19 protein-coding genes are annotated in these 12,273 nt (G+C 63.2%); 5 read left to right on the top strand and 14 right to left on the bottom strand.

All coding sequences use genetic code 11. The features are described from left to right. Nucleotides 1-51 precede the first annotated feature (51 nt). Nucleotides 52-750, bottom strand: coding sequence for a phosphatase PAP2 family protein (locus AQ610_RS29400; RefSeq protein ID WP_006027909.1), 699 nt, complete (start codon nt 748-750; stop codon nt 52-54). Between the two features lie 249 nt (nt 751-999). Between AQ610_RS29400 and AQ610_RS29395 the strand changes: the two genes are divergently transcribed. Then, nucleotides 1,000-2,124 (top strand): extracellular catalytic domain type 1 short-chain-length polyhydroxyalkanoate depolymerase, encoded by a 1,125-nt coding sequence (locus AQ610_RS29395; protein WP_043282919.1) that lies wholly within the window; start codon nt 1,000-1,002, stop codon nt 2,122-2,124. 96 nt (nt 2,125-2,220) lie between these two features. Further along, nucleotides 2,221-2,379, top strand: coding sequence for a DUF3563 family protein (locus AQ610_RS32055; RefSeq protein WP_004190391.1), 159 nt, complete (start codon nt 2,221-2,223; stop codon nt 2,377-2,379). Between the two features lie 123 nt (nt 2,380-2,502). Here the strand turns inward: AQ610_RS32055 and AQ610_RS29390 are convergent, their stop codons facing one another. The 5 genes from AQ610_RS29390 to AQ610_RS29370 all read right to left on the bottom strand — a co-directional run bounded on the left by AQ610_RS29390 (nt 2,503) and on the right by AQ610_RS29370 (nt 6,295). Continuing rightward, nucleotides 2,503-2,922 (bottom strand): organic hydroperoxide resistance protein, encoded by a 420-nt coding sequence (locus tag AQ610_RS29390; protein WP_006027907.1) that lies wholly within the window; start codon nt 2,920-2,922, stop codon nt 2,503-2,505. Nucleotides 2,923-3,059: 137 nt separating this feature from the next. Continuing rightward, nucleotides 3,060-3,512, bottom strand: coding sequence for a MarR family winged helix-turn-helix transcriptional regulator (locus AQ610_RS29385; RefSeq protein ID WP_006027906.1), 453 nt, complete (start codon nt 3,510-3,512; stop codon nt 3,060-3,062). Between the two features lie 491 nt (nt 3,513-4,003). Beyond that, complete coding sequence (locus AQ610_RS29380) at nt 4,004-4,816, bottom strand: BPSS1780 family membrane protein (protein WP_006027905.1); 813 nt, start codon at nt 4,814-4,816, stop codon at nt 4,004-4,006. Next, entirely contained in the window at nt 4,807-5,802 is a 996-nt protein-coding gene (locus tag AQ610_RS29375; protein ID WP_009916868.1) for a homoserine kinase, read from the bottom strand. The genes AQ610_RS29380 and AQ610_RS29375 overlap by 10 nt, the downstream gene beginning before the upstream one ends. 94 nt (nt 5,803-5,896) lie before the next feature. Further along, entirely contained in the window at nt 5,897-6,295 is a 399-nt protein-coding gene (locus tag AQ610_RS29370; protein ID WP_009916869.1) for a hypothetical protein, read from the bottom strand. Between the two features lie 155 nt (nt 6,296-6,450). On the opposite strand from AQ610_RS29370, the gene AQ610_RS29365 reads away from it, so the two are divergent. After that, nucleotides 6,451-7,977 carry an AMP nucleosidase gene (locus tag AQ610_RS29365; RefSeq protein WP_006027902.1) on the top strand — a complete coding sequence of 509 codons (1,527 nt, stop codon included), beginning with the start codon at nt 6,451-6,453 and terminating at the stop codon, nt 7,975-7,977. A gap of 68 nt (nt 7,978-8,045) precedes the next feature. Here AQ610_RS29365 and AQ610_RS37775 read toward each other — a convergent pair whose 3' ends face one another. Together AQ610_RS37775 and AQ610_RS35345 are read right to left on the bottom strand one after the other, a co-directional pair. Further along, complete coding sequence (locus AQ610_RS37775; protein WP_009916870.1) at nt 8,046-9,152, bottom strand: tyrosine-type recombinase/integrase; 1,107 nt, start codon at nt 9,150-9,152, stop codon at nt 8,046-8,048. Next, on the bottom strand, nt 9,142-9,375 hold the full coding sequence (locus AQ610_RS35345) for a DUF4224 domain-containing protein (protein ID WP_080595148.1): 234 nt from the start codon (nt 9,373-9,375) through the stop codon (nt 9,142-9,144). The genes AQ610_RS37775 and AQ610_RS35345 overlap by 11 nt, the downstream gene beginning before the upstream one ends. Before the next feature lie 72 nt (nt 9,376-9,447). Between AQ610_RS35345 and AQ610_RS29355 the strand changes: the two genes are divergently transcribed. Then, nucleotides 9,448-9,657: a hypothetical protein gene (locus AQ610_RS29355; protein WP_006027900.1), complete on the top strand. Its 210-nt coding sequence runs from the start codon at nt 9,448-9,450 to the stop codon at nt 9,655-9,657. 52 nt (nt 9,658-9,709) lie between these two features. Continuing rightward, nucleotides 9,710-9,934, top strand: a complete 225-nt coding sequence (locus tag AQ610_RS36645) for a hypothetical protein (RefSeq protein ID WP_144411864.1) — start codon at nt 9,710-9,712, stop codon at nt 9,932-9,934. A gap of 53 nt (nt 9,935-9,987) precedes the next feature. Here the strand turns inward: AQ610_RS36645 and AQ610_RS36640 are convergent, their stop codons facing one another. The 6 genes from AQ610_RS36640 to AQ610_RS37095 form a co-directional block, all read right to left on the bottom strand. Then, on the bottom strand, nt 9,988-10,143 hold the full coding sequence (locus AQ610_RS36640) for a hypothetical protein (protein WP_156436745.1): 156 nt from the start codon (nt 10,141-10,143) through the stop codon (nt 9,988-9,990). Nucleotides 10,144-10,256: 113 nt separating this feature from the next. Then, nucleotides 10,257-10,661 carry an ead/Ea22-like family protein gene (locus AQ610_RS29350; RefSeq protein ID WP_009916871.1) on the bottom strand — a complete coding sequence of 135 codons (405 nt, stop codon included), beginning with the start codon at nt 10,659-10,661 and terminating at the stop codon, nt 10,257-10,259. After that, nucleotides 10,654-10,977, bottom strand: a complete 324-nt coding sequence (locus AQ610_RS29345; protein WP_006027899.1) for a hypothetical protein — start codon at nt 10,975-10,977, stop codon at nt 10,654-10,656. Before AQ610_RS29345 ends, AQ610_RS29350 begins: the two co-directional genes overlap by 8 nt. Beyond that, nucleotides 10,974-11,201, bottom strand: coding sequence for a hypothetical protein (locus AQ610_RS29340; protein ID WP_006027898.1), 228 nt, complete (start codon nt 11,199-11,201; stop codon nt 10,974-10,976). The genes AQ610_RS29345 and AQ610_RS29340 overlap by 4 nt, the downstream gene beginning before the upstream one ends. Continuing rightward, the gene (locus AQ610_RS36635; RefSeq protein ID WP_144411865.1) at nt 11,198-11,476 is read right to left on the bottom strand and encodes a hypothetical protein; all 279 of its coding nucleotides are present in this window, start codon (nt 11,474-11,476) and stop codon (nt 11,198-11,200) included. The genes AQ610_RS29340 and AQ610_RS36635 overlap by 4 nt, the downstream gene beginning before the upstream one ends. Further along, nucleotides 11,473-12,267 (bottom strand): DUF551 domain-containing protein, encoded by a 795-nt coding sequence (locus AQ610_RS37095; RefSeq protein ID WP_009916872.1) that lies wholly within the window; start codon nt 12,265-12,267, stop codon nt 11,473-11,475. Before AQ610_RS37095 ends, AQ610_RS36635 begins: the two co-directional genes overlap by 4 nt. Nucleotides 12,268-12,273 lie beyond the last annotated feature (6 nt).

The following is a 12,273-nucleotide window of genomic DNA, read 5'->3' as shown; positions in this document are numbered from 1 at the left end:
GATCGGCGCCCCCACGGGCCTGCGGCCCCTCCAGCGGGCTGTCGGTGATCCTTACGCGTGCTCGACGGCGGCGGGCATGCCGAACGTCTGCTGCTGAGCCGGCCGCGACGCGGGCCGGTAGTTCGGATTCGCCTTCCAGCGCGCCCGCACGTACGGCCGTTCGTGACCGGAGAGTTGCAGTGCGACCGCAGTGACCCAGCGGTGCGACGGCACTGTGACGCCGTGCAGCGCGATCGTGACGGCCACGAGACTCGTCACGACGGCGGGCGCCGACCAGCGGTGCGGCGTCGCGCGCCAGGAGCCGGCGATGAACGACAGCGCGGCGAGTGCGCCGATCACGCAGCCCGTGACCGCCTCGGACGGCGAATGCGCGTCGAGCGCGACGCGCGACAGCCCGACGGCCACTCCCGCCGCAAGCCCGACGACGATTCCCGCGATACGCACGGCCGGCTTCGCGCGGGCGAGCGCGAGAAACATCGCGACCGGATAGACTGATGTCGACAGCATCGCGTGGCCGCTGAAGCCCGTGAAATCCCACGCGCGCACGCCGATGCCCCAGCCGAGGAACGCGATTTTCGTGAGCGCGACGGCGCCGATCGCAACGCCGAGCACGGCGAGCCATGCGGCGGCGCGGCGAAGCGAATAGCCGAGCGCAAGCCAGACGGCGATCGTGACGGCGAGGGGCAAGGTCAGGCCGACACCGCCTAGGGCGGTGATCGAGATCCACAGACGGGGCGGCAAATCGAACATCGGGGCTGCGGGCAGGTACGGAGAATGCGGGATACTTGCTTAACGCATGAGCCGGAAATAGCGACTACAACGAAGACAAGCGCGAGCGCCCAGTATACCGGTCGTCGCGGGCCGCGCTCCGATCGTAAGCCGGCAGGGAACTATCGGGTGTCAGGATAAATCCCAGAAACAGTGGTATTGTGCATTGCACAAACCAAAACGATTGAACCCATTGCGGTGTCCCAATTTTCTGACTGCGAGCCCCGACCGATGACCAAAAGTCTGACGAAATTCTGGCTGGGCGGTGTGAAACGCTTGCTGCACATGCCGAACGCGCGGACGTCGAAGTCCGCTCTGAAGGCTGCCCAAAAGATGGCGGCCGACTGGCCGTTCTCCGAAACCACGGCCGCTGTCGCGACGCCCGCCGAGCCGGCCCCGCCCGTCGCGCGCGAGTCGCGCGTGCGGCCGCGCGCCGCCGCATGGGCGGGCGGCGAATGGATTCGTGCCGATCACCCGCTGCCGCCTGCGTTCGGGCGCTTCGTCAAGCATCTCGAATACGGGCTGTACGTGCCGCCCGGCGTGAAGACAGACGGCCTGCCGCTCGTCGTGATGCTGCACGGCTGCAAGCAGGACATGGATCAGTTCTCGCAAGGCACGCGGATGAACCTGCTCGCGGACCGATACGGCTTTGCCGTGCTCTATCCTGAGCAGTCGCTCAGCGCGCACGCGCACGGTTGCTGGCATTGGTACGAAGACACCGTGCATGGCGGGCGCGGCGAAGCGCAGGCGGTCGTTGCGCTCGTCGACGCGCTCGTCGCCGAACGCGGCTTCGACGCGTCGCGCGTCTATGCGGCCGGCCTGTCGGCGGGAGCGGGGCTCGTGACGCTGCTCGCGCTGCACTTTCCGCAGCATTTCGCGGCCGTGGCGCTCCATTCGGGGCCGGCGTTCGGCGATGCGCATTCCGGGATCACCGCAATGGACGTGATGCGCCGCGGCCTGCACCGCAATCCCGCCGTCGTCGTCGACGCGCTCGTCGAGCCGGGCTCGCATCCGGGGATGCCGGCCCTCATCGTGCATGGCGATGACGATCGCGTCGTCGTGCCGAAGAACGCGGACGAACTTGCTGTACAGTTCCTGCGGCTGAACGGCCTCGCCAATCCCGACGGCGAACCGGCGGGCGTCGAGCGCTTCGAGACGCGCGCAGCCGACGTGCGCACGATCGACTACCGTTGCGACGGCGAATCGGTCGTGCGCCTCTGCCGGGTCCACGGTCTCGCGCACGCGTGGGCGGGCGGCGACGACAGCGTGCCGTTCCATTCGGCGGCCGGTCCCGACGCGAGCGAATTGATCTGGTCTTTCTTCGCGTCTCGCGCGCGGGCGACTGTCGCGTCGTAACGACGCACGCACGGGAACGGCTGGCACCAGTTCAGGGTTTTCCCTATAATGCGGGTAAATACCTAAGAGAAAACCCTTGGATTGGAGTGACCGATCATGTATCTGCTGAGCCGCCTGTTCCTGTTCCTGACGAAGTCGCCCGAGCAACGCGCGAAGGAACGCGCCGATGCGTATCTCGCCGGCGCATCCGATCTGTACGATCTCGAATTCCGGATGCGCAAGCTCGATCGCGAAGCCGCACTCGATCGTGCGTAATTTCGCGTTAAACGCATACTGAATTTATACGCATAAAGTCGCCAAAGCGAAAAAAGGGCGCGCCGGCTCTGGCCTGCGCGCCCTTTTTGTCATGCCGGTGCTCGCGCGCTGCCCTTACTGTCGTTACGCAACGACGAGGCGCACCGCGACGTTGTTGCGCGTCGCATTCGAGTACGGGCAGACCTGGTGCGCACGATCGATGAGCGCCTTCGCGGCCGCCACGTCGAGCCCGGGCAGCGCGACGCGCAGCTCGACGTCGAGCGCAAATCCCCCTTCCTCGTTCGGGCCGATGCCCACTTCTGCGGTGACAGTCGTGTCCGCGGGCAGCGTCTGCTTGTTCTGGCCCGCGACAAACTTCATCGCGCTCAGGAAGCATGCCGAATAGCCGGCGGCGAAGAGCTGCTCGGGGTTCGTGCCTTCGGCGCCCGCGCCGCCCAGCTCGCGCGGCGCGGCGAGCTTCACGTCGAGCTTCTGATCGTGGGACGTCGCGCGGCCGTCGCGGCCACCGGTGCTGGTTGCTGCCGTTTTGTACAGAATGTTCATGCTGGACTCCTGTTTCGTGAGAGGAATGGGCCTCGACGAATCGCAATGCTCGGGCCACGACAGAAATATAGCTAGCTAATCATTAGTGTGCAAATTAATTTTTGAGGGTGTGATCCGATAGGCGAAGGCGAGGGTGGTCAGGCGTCGTCGGCGTCCGCCAGCGCTTGACGCAGTCGCGTCAGATCCTCGCGCAGCCGGATCAGGAAATCGGGCGTCTGGCGCATCGCGCAAAACAGCTCGGCGGGCACGGACCGGGCCTTGTGCTTGAGCGCTGCGCCTTCGGCGGTGAGCCGGGCGTGGACGATCCGCTCGTCGTTCGTGTCGCGCACCCGCTCGATGTAGCCGAGCGCCTCCAGGCGCTTCAGGAGCGGCGTGACCGTCGCGGGATCGAGGCTGAGCCGCGCGGCGATGTCCTTGACGGCCATGTCGTCGGATTCCCACAGCACGAGCATTGCGAGGTATTGCGGATAGGTGAGCGCGAGCTTGTCGAGTAGCGGCTTGTACGCTTTCGTCATCGCGAGCGACGTCGAATAGAGCGCGAAGCAGAGCTGGTCGTCGAGCGTGAGCGGGAAAGTCGGCGAGTCGTTCATGGCGAAAGTTTCGATAAGGTGCAAAAGATTCGTGTGCTAACGATTTTGCGCCTAACCATGCCGATTGGCGAGAGGCGAGGATCGATCAAAAGGGGAGCCGGCGAATCGGGTGATCGCCGCCACGGCGGCAGCGGCAGCGGTATCGTCGAGCTCAATGGCAGCGAGGCCGACGGCGCCGGACCTGGCGGACGGCGAAAGCCGGCGGGCGCGAATGCGCCGCAGCGGGCGGCGACGGAATGCGTGTCGAGTGCGGGAGCGTGTGGAAAGAGGGCGAGAGGACGCTATGGCGATGCCGTTTCGCGGGAGGGGCGTTTTCGTTGCGATGCGGCGTCGCCGTCGGGCGATTCGTCGATTCCCTCATTTGACGCCGCGTTCGTGCCGTTTTCCTCGCTAAAGCAGCATCGCGGCCCTGCCGGCCAATCGGCGCCGGACGATGACCTGCGCGGGACGCCCACGCTTTCGCGCGGCCATCCCGCTTCCCGCCGGGGCGCTCACCGATCGGGGGCGTTCGGCAGCTTCGACGCCCCGGGCTCCTGCACGCCGAAGCAGCCGCGATAGGTCGCGTAGAACGAGCAGTAAAGCATCGCGGTGATGACGATCGATGCCGGCATCATCACCGCGAGCGCGTACGCGCCGGCGCCGAGCGCCTGCATCAGCGCGGCGAGCCCGAACGACACGCCGAGCGCGAGCCCGAACCACAGCAGCCCGTAGACAGTGAACGCGCCCTTGTTGCGCCAGCAGCTCACGACGCTGAAGAACAGCGCCTTCACGGGCGGAATGTCGTGCCACGCGGTCAGCACCGGCGCGAACCAGAACATCATCGCGACCGGCGCGTACAGCGCGGCCGCGATCAGCACCGCAATCTTGACGCCCGGCGAATCGAGCGCTTCCGGCCCGAGGTTTTCGGCGCCGAGGCCGAACATGATCTTCAGCAGCGTGCCGCCGTCGCCGAGCGCCGAGCACGCGAACACGGCCGCCATCGATACGATGTAAAGCCCGCCGAGCGTGAACAGCCGCTGCGTGACGATCGGCCCGTACGAGCGGAAGCCGTCGATCAGGATCGTCGGCAGCACCTGCTTGCCGGCGATCGTGTCGCGGCACGCCGCCATGAAGCCGACCGCGATGCCGGGAATGAACAAGAGCGGCAGCGCGGCGCCGATCACGGGCACGAGCGACACCAGCATCATCGCGAGCAGGTACGTGAAGAACAGCGTGACGAACGCGAGCGGATTGCGCCGGAATAGCCAGATGCCCTGGCGGAACCACACGTAGCCGGTCTTGGCGGAGACTTCGATCAGTTGCATGCGTGGGTCTCGGGGAGCGCGCCCGCGTGCGCGATGCGTTCGCGCAGGATGCGTTCGAAATGGCCCGGGTCGTGCGGCTTCAGCATCTGCGCGGCGCGGGGGAGGTGGAAATCATACAGGCGCGATACCCAGAAGCGGTACGCGCCCGCGCGCAGCATGTCGCCCCAGTGGCGGCGCTCGTCCGCGGTGAACGGGCGCACCGTCTGGTACGCACGCAGCAGCGCGTCGGCGCGCGCGGCGTCGAGCGCGCCCGTCGGCAGATCGACGCACCAGTCGTTGACCGTCACCGCGACGTCGAACAGCCATTTGTCGCAACCGGCGAAGTAGAAATCGAAGAAGCCGCCGAGCCGCACCGAGTGGCCGGTGTCCGGGGCCGCGTGCGCGAAGAGCGCGTTGTCGCGGAACAGGTCGCAATGGCACGGGCCTTCCGGCAGCGCCGCGTAGTCGTCCGATGCGAAGAACGCGGCCTGGTGCGCGAGCTCGCTTTCCAGCAGCGCGCGCTGCTCGCCCGTGATGAGCGGCGCGATCGCAGGCACCGTGTCGCGCCACCACGGCAGGCTGCGCAGGTTCGGCTGATGACGCGGATAGTCGCGGCCCGCGAGGTGCATGCGCGCGAGCATCTGGCCGACTTCGACGCAGTGCTCGACGCCGGGCGCGAGCTCCGCTGCGCCTTCGAGCTTCGTGACGATCGCGGCCGGCTTGCTGTGCAGCTCGCCGAACAGCGTGCCGTCGTCGCGCGCGACGGGCGCGGGCACGGGCACGCCGTGCTTCGCGAGATGGCTCATCAGATCGATGTAGAACGGCAGTTGCCCGGCCGTCAGGTTCTCGAAGATCGTGAGCACGTATTCGCCGCGCGTCGTCGTCAGGAAGAAGTTGCTGTTCTCGATGCCGGACGGGATGCCGCGGAACGCGACAACGTCGCCGAGATCGTAGTGGCGCATCCAGAGTGCGAGGTCAGCGTCGGAAACTGCGGTGAAAACGGCCATGCAGGAAACATCGGTTCGGGTTGGCGCGCCGGCGGCGCGCCGGTGTCGCAAAAAGGGCGGAAGGGAGCCGGCGCCGCGCGGCGCCGGCGGTGCGTCAATAGTGCAGGTTGACGGACGGAAGGCGGGTGACCGGCACGCCGGCGTCATGCGGGCGCGGCGACGTGTCGGGCGACGCGCTCATCTGATAGCGGGTGCCGAAGTTCGACTTCACGTTGATCTCGACCGGCTTGCCGCGATCCCGGAATTCGGTGACTTCGGTGCCGTTCTTGCTTTTTTCGTGAAAGCTCGGCGTGCGCCGCACGTCGTTGAAATCGACCTTCGACGTCACTTCGGCGCCGGGGCGGTTGATCTTCGTGAGATCGGGCAGCCCGGCCGCCTCGTTGGCCGCGGCCTGGGCCTTTGCGTCGGCGGCTGCCTGGGCGGCGTCGGCGGCGCAGGCGGGGCCGCCGAGAGCGAGTGCCGTCAGGGCGGCGGCGAAAAGGAGCGGCTTCATCGTGTTTCTCCCATTGAACCATTCGATTTTAGCAAATACCGGCGTCATGCCGATGCCGTTCGGCGATGCGCGGGCGGCCTTGCCGTCGCGATGGGCATCGGCCGCGCGAGCGGGTTCCGTGATAATGTCGAAAAGACCAGAAGAGGCACAGCTCCATGAAGAACGATCCCAACCGCCGTTTCCGGACGCATACGCCGGGCAGTCCATCCGTCGAAGCGTTCGACGACCCGATCGCCGCCGTCGCGCGGCTCTCCGAGATCTACGAGACGAACACCGCGTTCCTGCGCGACGCGTTCGCGCGCTATCGCCGCAACGATTCGTTCGACGAGCGCGTGCGCGCGTGCTATCCGTTCGTGCGCATCCGCACCGACGTCAACACGCACATCGATTCGCGCCGCTCGTACGGCTTCGTCGCCGGCCCCGGCGTGTTCGAGACGACCGTCACGCGCCCGGACCTGTTCGCGAACTACTACCGCGAGCAATTGCGCCTGCTCGCGAAGAACCATCACGTGCGGATCGAAGTCGGCGTGTCGGCGCAGCCGATTCCGGTTCACTTCGCGTTCTCCGAAGGAATCCATCTCGAAGGCGATCTCGACCGCGACCGCCTCGTCGCGATGCGCGACGTGTTCGATACGCCGGATCTCGCGTACCTCGACGACCGGATCGTCAACGGCACATACGAGCCCGCGCCGGGCGAGCCGCATCCGCTCGCGCTCTTCACGGCGGCGCGCGTCGATTTTTCGCTGCATCGGCTGCGCCACTACACGGCGACGCTGCCGACGCATTTCCAGAATTACGTGCTTTACACGAACTACCAGTTCTACATCGACGAATTCGTGAAGCTCGGCCGCACGATGATGTCGGCGAGCGACGATCCCGACGTGCGTGCGTACCGCAGCGAATATACGGCGTTCGTGGAGCCGGGCGACGTGATCACGTACAACGCGAACCTCGGCGACGAGGAGAGCGAAGGCATGCCGCCGCCGCGCGCGCCGCAGATGCCCGCGTATCACCTGAAGCGCGCGGACGGCAGCGGGATCACGATGGTCAACATCGGCGTCGGGCCGTCGAACGCGAAGACGATCACCGATCACATCGCGGTGCTGCGTCCGCACGCGTGGGTGATGCTCGGCCACTGCGCGGGGCTGCGCAATACGCAGCGCCTCGGCGACTACGTGCTCGCGCATGGCTACGTTCGTGAGGATCACGTGCTCGACGCGGATCTGCCGCTATGGGTGCCGATTCCGGCGCTCGCCGAAGTGCAGGTCGCGCTCGAGCGCGCGGTCGCGCAGGTCACGCAGCTCGAAGGCGTCGAGCTCAAGCGCGTGATGCGCACGGGCACGGTGGCGAGCGTCGACAACCGCAACTGGGAGTTGCGCGACCATCGCGAGCCGGTGCAGCGGCTGTCGCAGAGCCGCGCGATCGCGCTCGACATGGAAAGCGCGACGATCGCCGCGAACGGCTTTCGCTTCCGCGTGCCGTACGGCACGCTGCTGTGCGTGTCGGACAAGCCGCTGCACGGCGAGCTGAAGCTGCCCGGGATGGCCGATCAGTTCTATCGTGGGCAAGTCGATCAGCATCTGCAGATCGGCGTGAAGGCGATGGAGATACTCCGCACGAACGGGCTCGACCGGCTGCATAGCCGCAAGCTGCGCAGCTTTGCGGAAGTGGCGTTTCAGTAACGACCCTTACGGTATAAGGCTCCCCGGCTGGTCTGGGAAGCCTTCGTGTCTAACATGGCCGCCAGTGTCTAACTTGCATGCTTCATTGGCACCGGTTGGACGCGCTCCACCTCTCGAGCCTTCGTATAGTGCGCGGTCATGCCTTCGGTTGTATGGCCGGCCAATGATTGGGCCGCCGCCGCTCCACGCTGCCGCTTCAGATCGGTCAGTGCCTTTGCTCGCAGATCGTGGAAGTGCATCCCGATCAGGTGCTTCGGATCTGGCGCGATCCCTTTCTCTGCACATGCTTTCTCGTATGCTGCGCGTGCGCGATCGCAGGCGCGCTTCCATCCGGAGTACGCGCCGATGTACGTGAAGCGGCCGCCAGTGTGCGTACAAATCACCGGTCCGATGGCCATCACCTTTCCTCCGCGTGCCTGGTCGAGTGTTGCTCGAAGATCATCCGTCATCTCGATCAGGAGGCGCACGCCACTACTGTTGACCGTTTTGCTTGGATGAAACGAAATTCCCTCGTCGGATACGTTCTGCCAGTTTAGCGCCAGAAGATCGCCGATGCGTTGGGCGGTTTGGTAGGCCAAATCGATCAGGCATAGAATCGACCGTGCTGACGATGTCTTGTAATCAGCACTTGCGATAACGGCCGCGCGCACCGCATCCAATTCTGCATCCGTAATATAGCGGTCGCGCTTCTTTTCCCTAGCGGCACCGATTTCGCGTGCTGGATTGCGATCGCGCAAGCCTCGACGAACAGCGTGCATGAAGATCAGCGACAGCAATGCCTTGTACTTGTTACTGCTACTTGGCTTGTCGTGAAAATGCTTGTCCAGGAAACGCGCGACATCTGTTGGGCGGACGTCTTCGATTAGCCATTGCGGTCCGAATTCTCTGCGGATTAACCCGATCATCTTGAGGTAGTTCGACCGAGTCTTCGGCGCGTATGTGGGCAACTTCCTTTTGATCCAGTCATCCAGAAGGGTCGGCATGGTGTTCTCGAGGGCAGCCTTGCCATCAGAATCACGCGTGTACTCGGCGAGCGATTCATAAAGTCGCACGATACCTTCTTTGACGCGGCAGAGCTTATGCCACTTCCTGTCCTTATCGACGAACCACCATGTCCCGTGTTTTTCGTAGACGCGGGCCGGAAGGTGAGATGGGGTTTTGCGTCTACCGATCATGTCGTGCCGCCTTCATATCGGACGTGAGCTGCGGGCGTCGCCGAGACGCCTTGCGATCCGCCTCGGGTTGCCCGGCAAGGTGATGGCGCCATACCCGGACGCTGCCATCGGGGCGGCGATCCGCCGGAATGCCTGCTCGCTGCAATGCGATCAATTGCCGGCACGGTTGCTTATAGCCCGTCGCCTCTACGATTTCTTGCTCAGTCAGGGTGAGGGATTCCATTGTGCGACTCACATTCAGAATACGACAAGTGCTTGTGCTACGATTGTTCGCATCACAATTTGCCGTGAACTAATGAAAAAGGTATTTGTGATGCGCGGCTACGCGATGAACTGCGATCTGCGCGTGACCGAGGACGGCGGGTATGCCGCGCAGGTCGAGGTAACGAAGTTGGGATTCAGCCAGGATGCTGCATTCCGGAATCTTGGCAAGTTCGACACAGAAACCGAATCAGTGGAATATGCGAGAAAATTTTCAGAAGAGTGGCTTAGCCGTTACGGCTGACCATTCGTCTGCCCTCGGGTTTGGGTCCGCGACACTATATCAAGGAGGCGTTATGCAGCAACCAACTGTGCAAGAGTTTGTAAATGGCAAGGTGGTTATAGTTGCTTTGCTGGCTGGAACTGCTGAGGCGGTTATCACGGTCGGTCCTGCAGGCCGGCCATCTCATCCCGATAAGGTAAGCATTCGACCGTTTCTTGATGCCGGTCTAAGCGAACATGAAGCCCTGCAGCGCGTGCTGCAGATCGCAATTATCAGTGCTCGCGGATCCACTTCGTAGGACTATCCGACGTTCCTAGCCTTCGGCAGCCGCCTCAATTACGAGGCCGATGCTCATTTCTGTTCTCCCTCGCTAGCAGGGGTGCGGCGGTATTCCGTCACATCGTTAGGCCACGGGTTGTCGTCCGGGAATTCATAGTCGTGCGTGATTTCGGTCGGCTCCTGAATACCCATTTTTCGGGCATTTATCCGAGCGCGCAGGACTTCCATCGCACGATCTCGAAGCTTGCGTATTGATGCGTTCAAGCCTCCCTCGGCGTACACCTTGATCCCAGTCGGAACGTGTATGATTCGCACGCTCGTGATGTATCTGCACCATCCGCTCACGATCCTTCTCCCTGTCGTTGCGCGAGTGCGTCGAGCAAGTCATCAATAGACTTCCCCTCCTGATTGACCTGATACCGAAGCTCCGCAAGTTGCTGGAGGTTGATTTTCAGAAACGTCCGATACCGCCCCGCATCTTTCTCCGCTGCTTCTAGGCGGTCGCAAATGACGAGGATGGTTGCTGGGTTAGCGGCAGCAATATATTCAGCATTCGCCATACGCTGCTTACTTCGCACAAGGCAGTTTTGGAATACTTCGAGGATGCGGCCAAGCAGATAGTCCGACCGCCCCTTGGATACATAAAGACGGCCATGACCATCAAGGCATTCAGTGTCAACGGCCCACGGCCCCGGCGTCGCCTTCTGCGCCAACTCCCGCAGTTTCTTCACGTCGATTTCAGCCATTCCCTTCTTCCCTCGATGCGGCGGTGGGAGTGGTCTTCAGGGCGCGGATTTTCTCGGCCTCGTCGCGATAGATGAGGGCCATCGTGTGTGCGGTCATGTTTCCGCACGCCTCAATCTCGGCCGCGCGTTGTTCCATGAGCACGGCTGCATCCTCAAGGCCCGCGTCCCTGTCGGGAGTGGTGCGGCGGGCGGCAACGTATGCGGCCAGTTCCAGCGCAGCCGCATAGCTTGCGCCATCCATTGAGGTGCCACGTTCGCGAATCCACTGCGAGACGATCGGCTCCATCTCCGTCAGCATGTCATCGGTGATCTTCATGATTGGCGTCCCTTCAGGCCGTCGATGAATTCCTTGGCATCCTCGTCAGTTTTGAATCGCTTTAGACCGCGCTTCGCTGCATAGATCGCCAGCCACACCTTGAACTCAGGGTGATGAACTTCGACCGAGTACACCGGCTTGAGCGTCTTCATGTTGAGCCACGGTCGAACTCGCATGCGCCACTTCGGGTTGACCGTACTCAGTTCGATTCCGGGGATCTTCATGATTGGCCTCCAATCGCACGGAGCTCAGACAAAAATGCGGCGACGAACTTCTGCTCATCGCTGGTCCACGTCTCCGGTTTTTTCTGGCCGATTCGAAAAAGTCGGTCGTGCAATTCGCCGACTTTATGCTCGGGGCAGAAATGTGCCTGAGCGGGTAGATAGATGTGAAACCAATCCCAGGCATAGGCGGCTGGCATGGTTTTCTCGGGACACCGTTTCCGGCAGACGAGGCACTTTTCCGGGAATCGCTCACGAGATGCGCGCGTCTTTTTCACGATTCGTCTCCTGAGCGGGCGGCATCGACCGGGGCGCAAGGCATCGGCATCCAGTGCGTGACCGCCGCAGTAATGTCTTCATCCGCGCGCCAGTCATAGAGGCACGTGAAAGCCTTCGGCTTATACGTGTATGCGTCGAACTCGACCTGAAGTGGCGTGTCGCTCATCAGACCCCAATCGTTGTCGGGCTTGAGCATCACGAGATACCAGCCAGACGTAGTCGGAAGGCTTTCTCTTACCGGCGTCCATCGCGGGACTGTTGCGGCTATCTCATCGCCCCAGCAGCGCGTCTCTATCTCGCCTTCGTAGCCGACGAGGAGATATGCATCGTGCGCCGAACGCTCGTCAAACACCTTGGGCATCCAATACGCGAGCGCTTTCTGGAGCGCCTGGATCAGGGTGGCGCGATCGGCATTCGTCATCTCGCCGCTCCACTGCTGCGCCGGGGCGGCGGTGAGACGTTCTTTATAGATTGGCTTCGTCGCCTCTTGATAGCAATGCTTGCATGCTCCATCGTCAATGCCATGCGGGCACTCATCGCTTGTATGCTGTGCCCCCTGAAGCTGCCACCTCATCGACGCGAGCGCAGCCTCAAGTTCCCGAACTTCTCGCTTGTAGGCGTCGATTTCGACTTGCCGGGAGGCGTCGAGGTCGAGAAGGAAGCTCTCAATGTCGCGCGCGAAGCGCATCAGCAATGAGTGCTGGAAATCAGTCGTGAACGGATTGAGATCCTTCCATTCGACGTGATTCCAGATTTCAACGATCTGGTCGGCCGTCAGCTTGACAGTCATGGTCGG

The organism is Burkholderia humptydooensis (assembly GCF_001513745.1).
GTDB lineage: Bacteria > Pseudomonadota > Gammaproteobacteria > Burkholderiales > Burkholderiaceae > Burkholderia > Burkholderia humptydooensis.
The sequence above is the reverse complement of the archived record's forward strand: the minus strand, read 5'-3'. Positions and strand labels throughout refer to the sequence as shown.

Excerpts from the sequence above, each read along its gene's own strand:
- AQ610_RS29400 (WP_006027909.1), bottom strand. The coding sequence starts at position 750 with ATGTTCGATTTGCCGCCCCGTCTGTGGATCTCGATCACCGCCCTAGGC.
- AQ610_RS29395 (WP_043282919.1), top strand. The coding sequence starts at position 1,000 with ATGACCAAAAGTCTGACGAAATTCTGGCTGGGCGGTGTGAAACGCTTG.
- AQ610_RS32055 (WP_004190391.1), top strand. The coding sequence starts at position 2,221 with ATGTATCTGCTGAGCCGCCTGTTCCTGTTCCTGACGAAGTCGCCCGAG.
- AQ610_RS29390 (WP_006027907.1), bottom strand. The coding sequence starts at position 2,922 with ATGAACATTCTGTACAAAACGGCAGCAACCAGCACCGGTGGCCGCGAC.
- AQ610_RS29385 (WP_006027906.1), bottom strand. The coding sequence starts at position 3,512 with ATGAACGACTCGCCGACTTTCCCGCTCACGCTCGACGACCAGCTCTGC.
- AQ610_RS29380 (WP_006027905.1), bottom strand. The coding sequence starts at position 4,816 with ATGCAACTGATCGAAGTCTCCGCCAAGACCGGCTACGTGTGGTTCCGC.
- AQ610_RS29375 (WP_009916868.1), bottom strand. The coding sequence starts at position 5,802 with ATGGCCGTTTTCACCGCAGTTTCCGACGCTGACCTCGCACTCTGGATG.
- AQ610_RS29370 (WP_009916869.1), bottom strand. The coding sequence starts at position 6,295 with ATGAAGCCGCTCCTTTTCGCCGCCGCCCTGACGGCACTCGCTCTCGGC.
- AQ610_RS29365 (WP_006027902.1), top strand. The coding sequence starts at position 6,451 with ATGAAGAACGATCCCAACCGCCGTTTCCGGACGCATACGCCGGGCAGT.
- AQ610_RS37775 (WP_009916870.1), bottom strand. The coding sequence starts at position 9,152 with ATGATCGGTAGACGCAAAACCCCATCTCACCTTCCGGCCCGCGTCTAC.
- AQ610_RS35345 (WP_080595148.1), bottom strand. The coding sequence starts at position 9,375 with ATGGAATCCCTCACCCTGACTGAGCAAGAAATCGTAGAGGCGACGGGC.
- AQ610_RS29355 (WP_006027900.1), top strand. The coding sequence starts at position 9,448 with ATGAAAAAGGTATTTGTGATGCGCGGCTACGCGATGAACTGCGATCTG.
- AQ610_RS36645 (WP_144411864.1), top strand. The coding sequence starts at position 9,710 with ATGCAGCAACCAACTGTGCAAGAGTTTGTAAATGGCAAGGTGGTTATA.
- AQ610_RS36640 (WP_156436745.1), bottom strand. The coding sequence starts at position 10,143 with ATGGAAGTCCTGCGCGCTCGGATAAATGCCCGAAAAATGGGTATTCAG.
- AQ610_RS29350 (WP_009916871.1), bottom strand. The coding sequence starts at position 10,661 with ATGGCTGAAATCGACGTGAAGAAACTGCGGGAGTTGGCGCAGAAGGCG.
- AQ610_RS29345 (WP_006027899.1), bottom strand. The coding sequence starts at position 10,977 with ATGAAGATCACCGATGACATGCTGACGGAGATGGAGCCGATCGTCTCG.
- AQ610_RS29340 (WP_006027898.1), bottom strand. The coding sequence starts at position 11,201 with ATGAAGATCCCCGGAATCGAACTGAGTACGGTCAACCCGAAGTGGCGC.
- AQ610_RS37095 (WP_009916872.1), bottom strand. The coding sequence starts at position 12,267 with ATGACTGTCAAGCTGACGGCCGACCAGATCGTTGAAATCTGGAATCAC.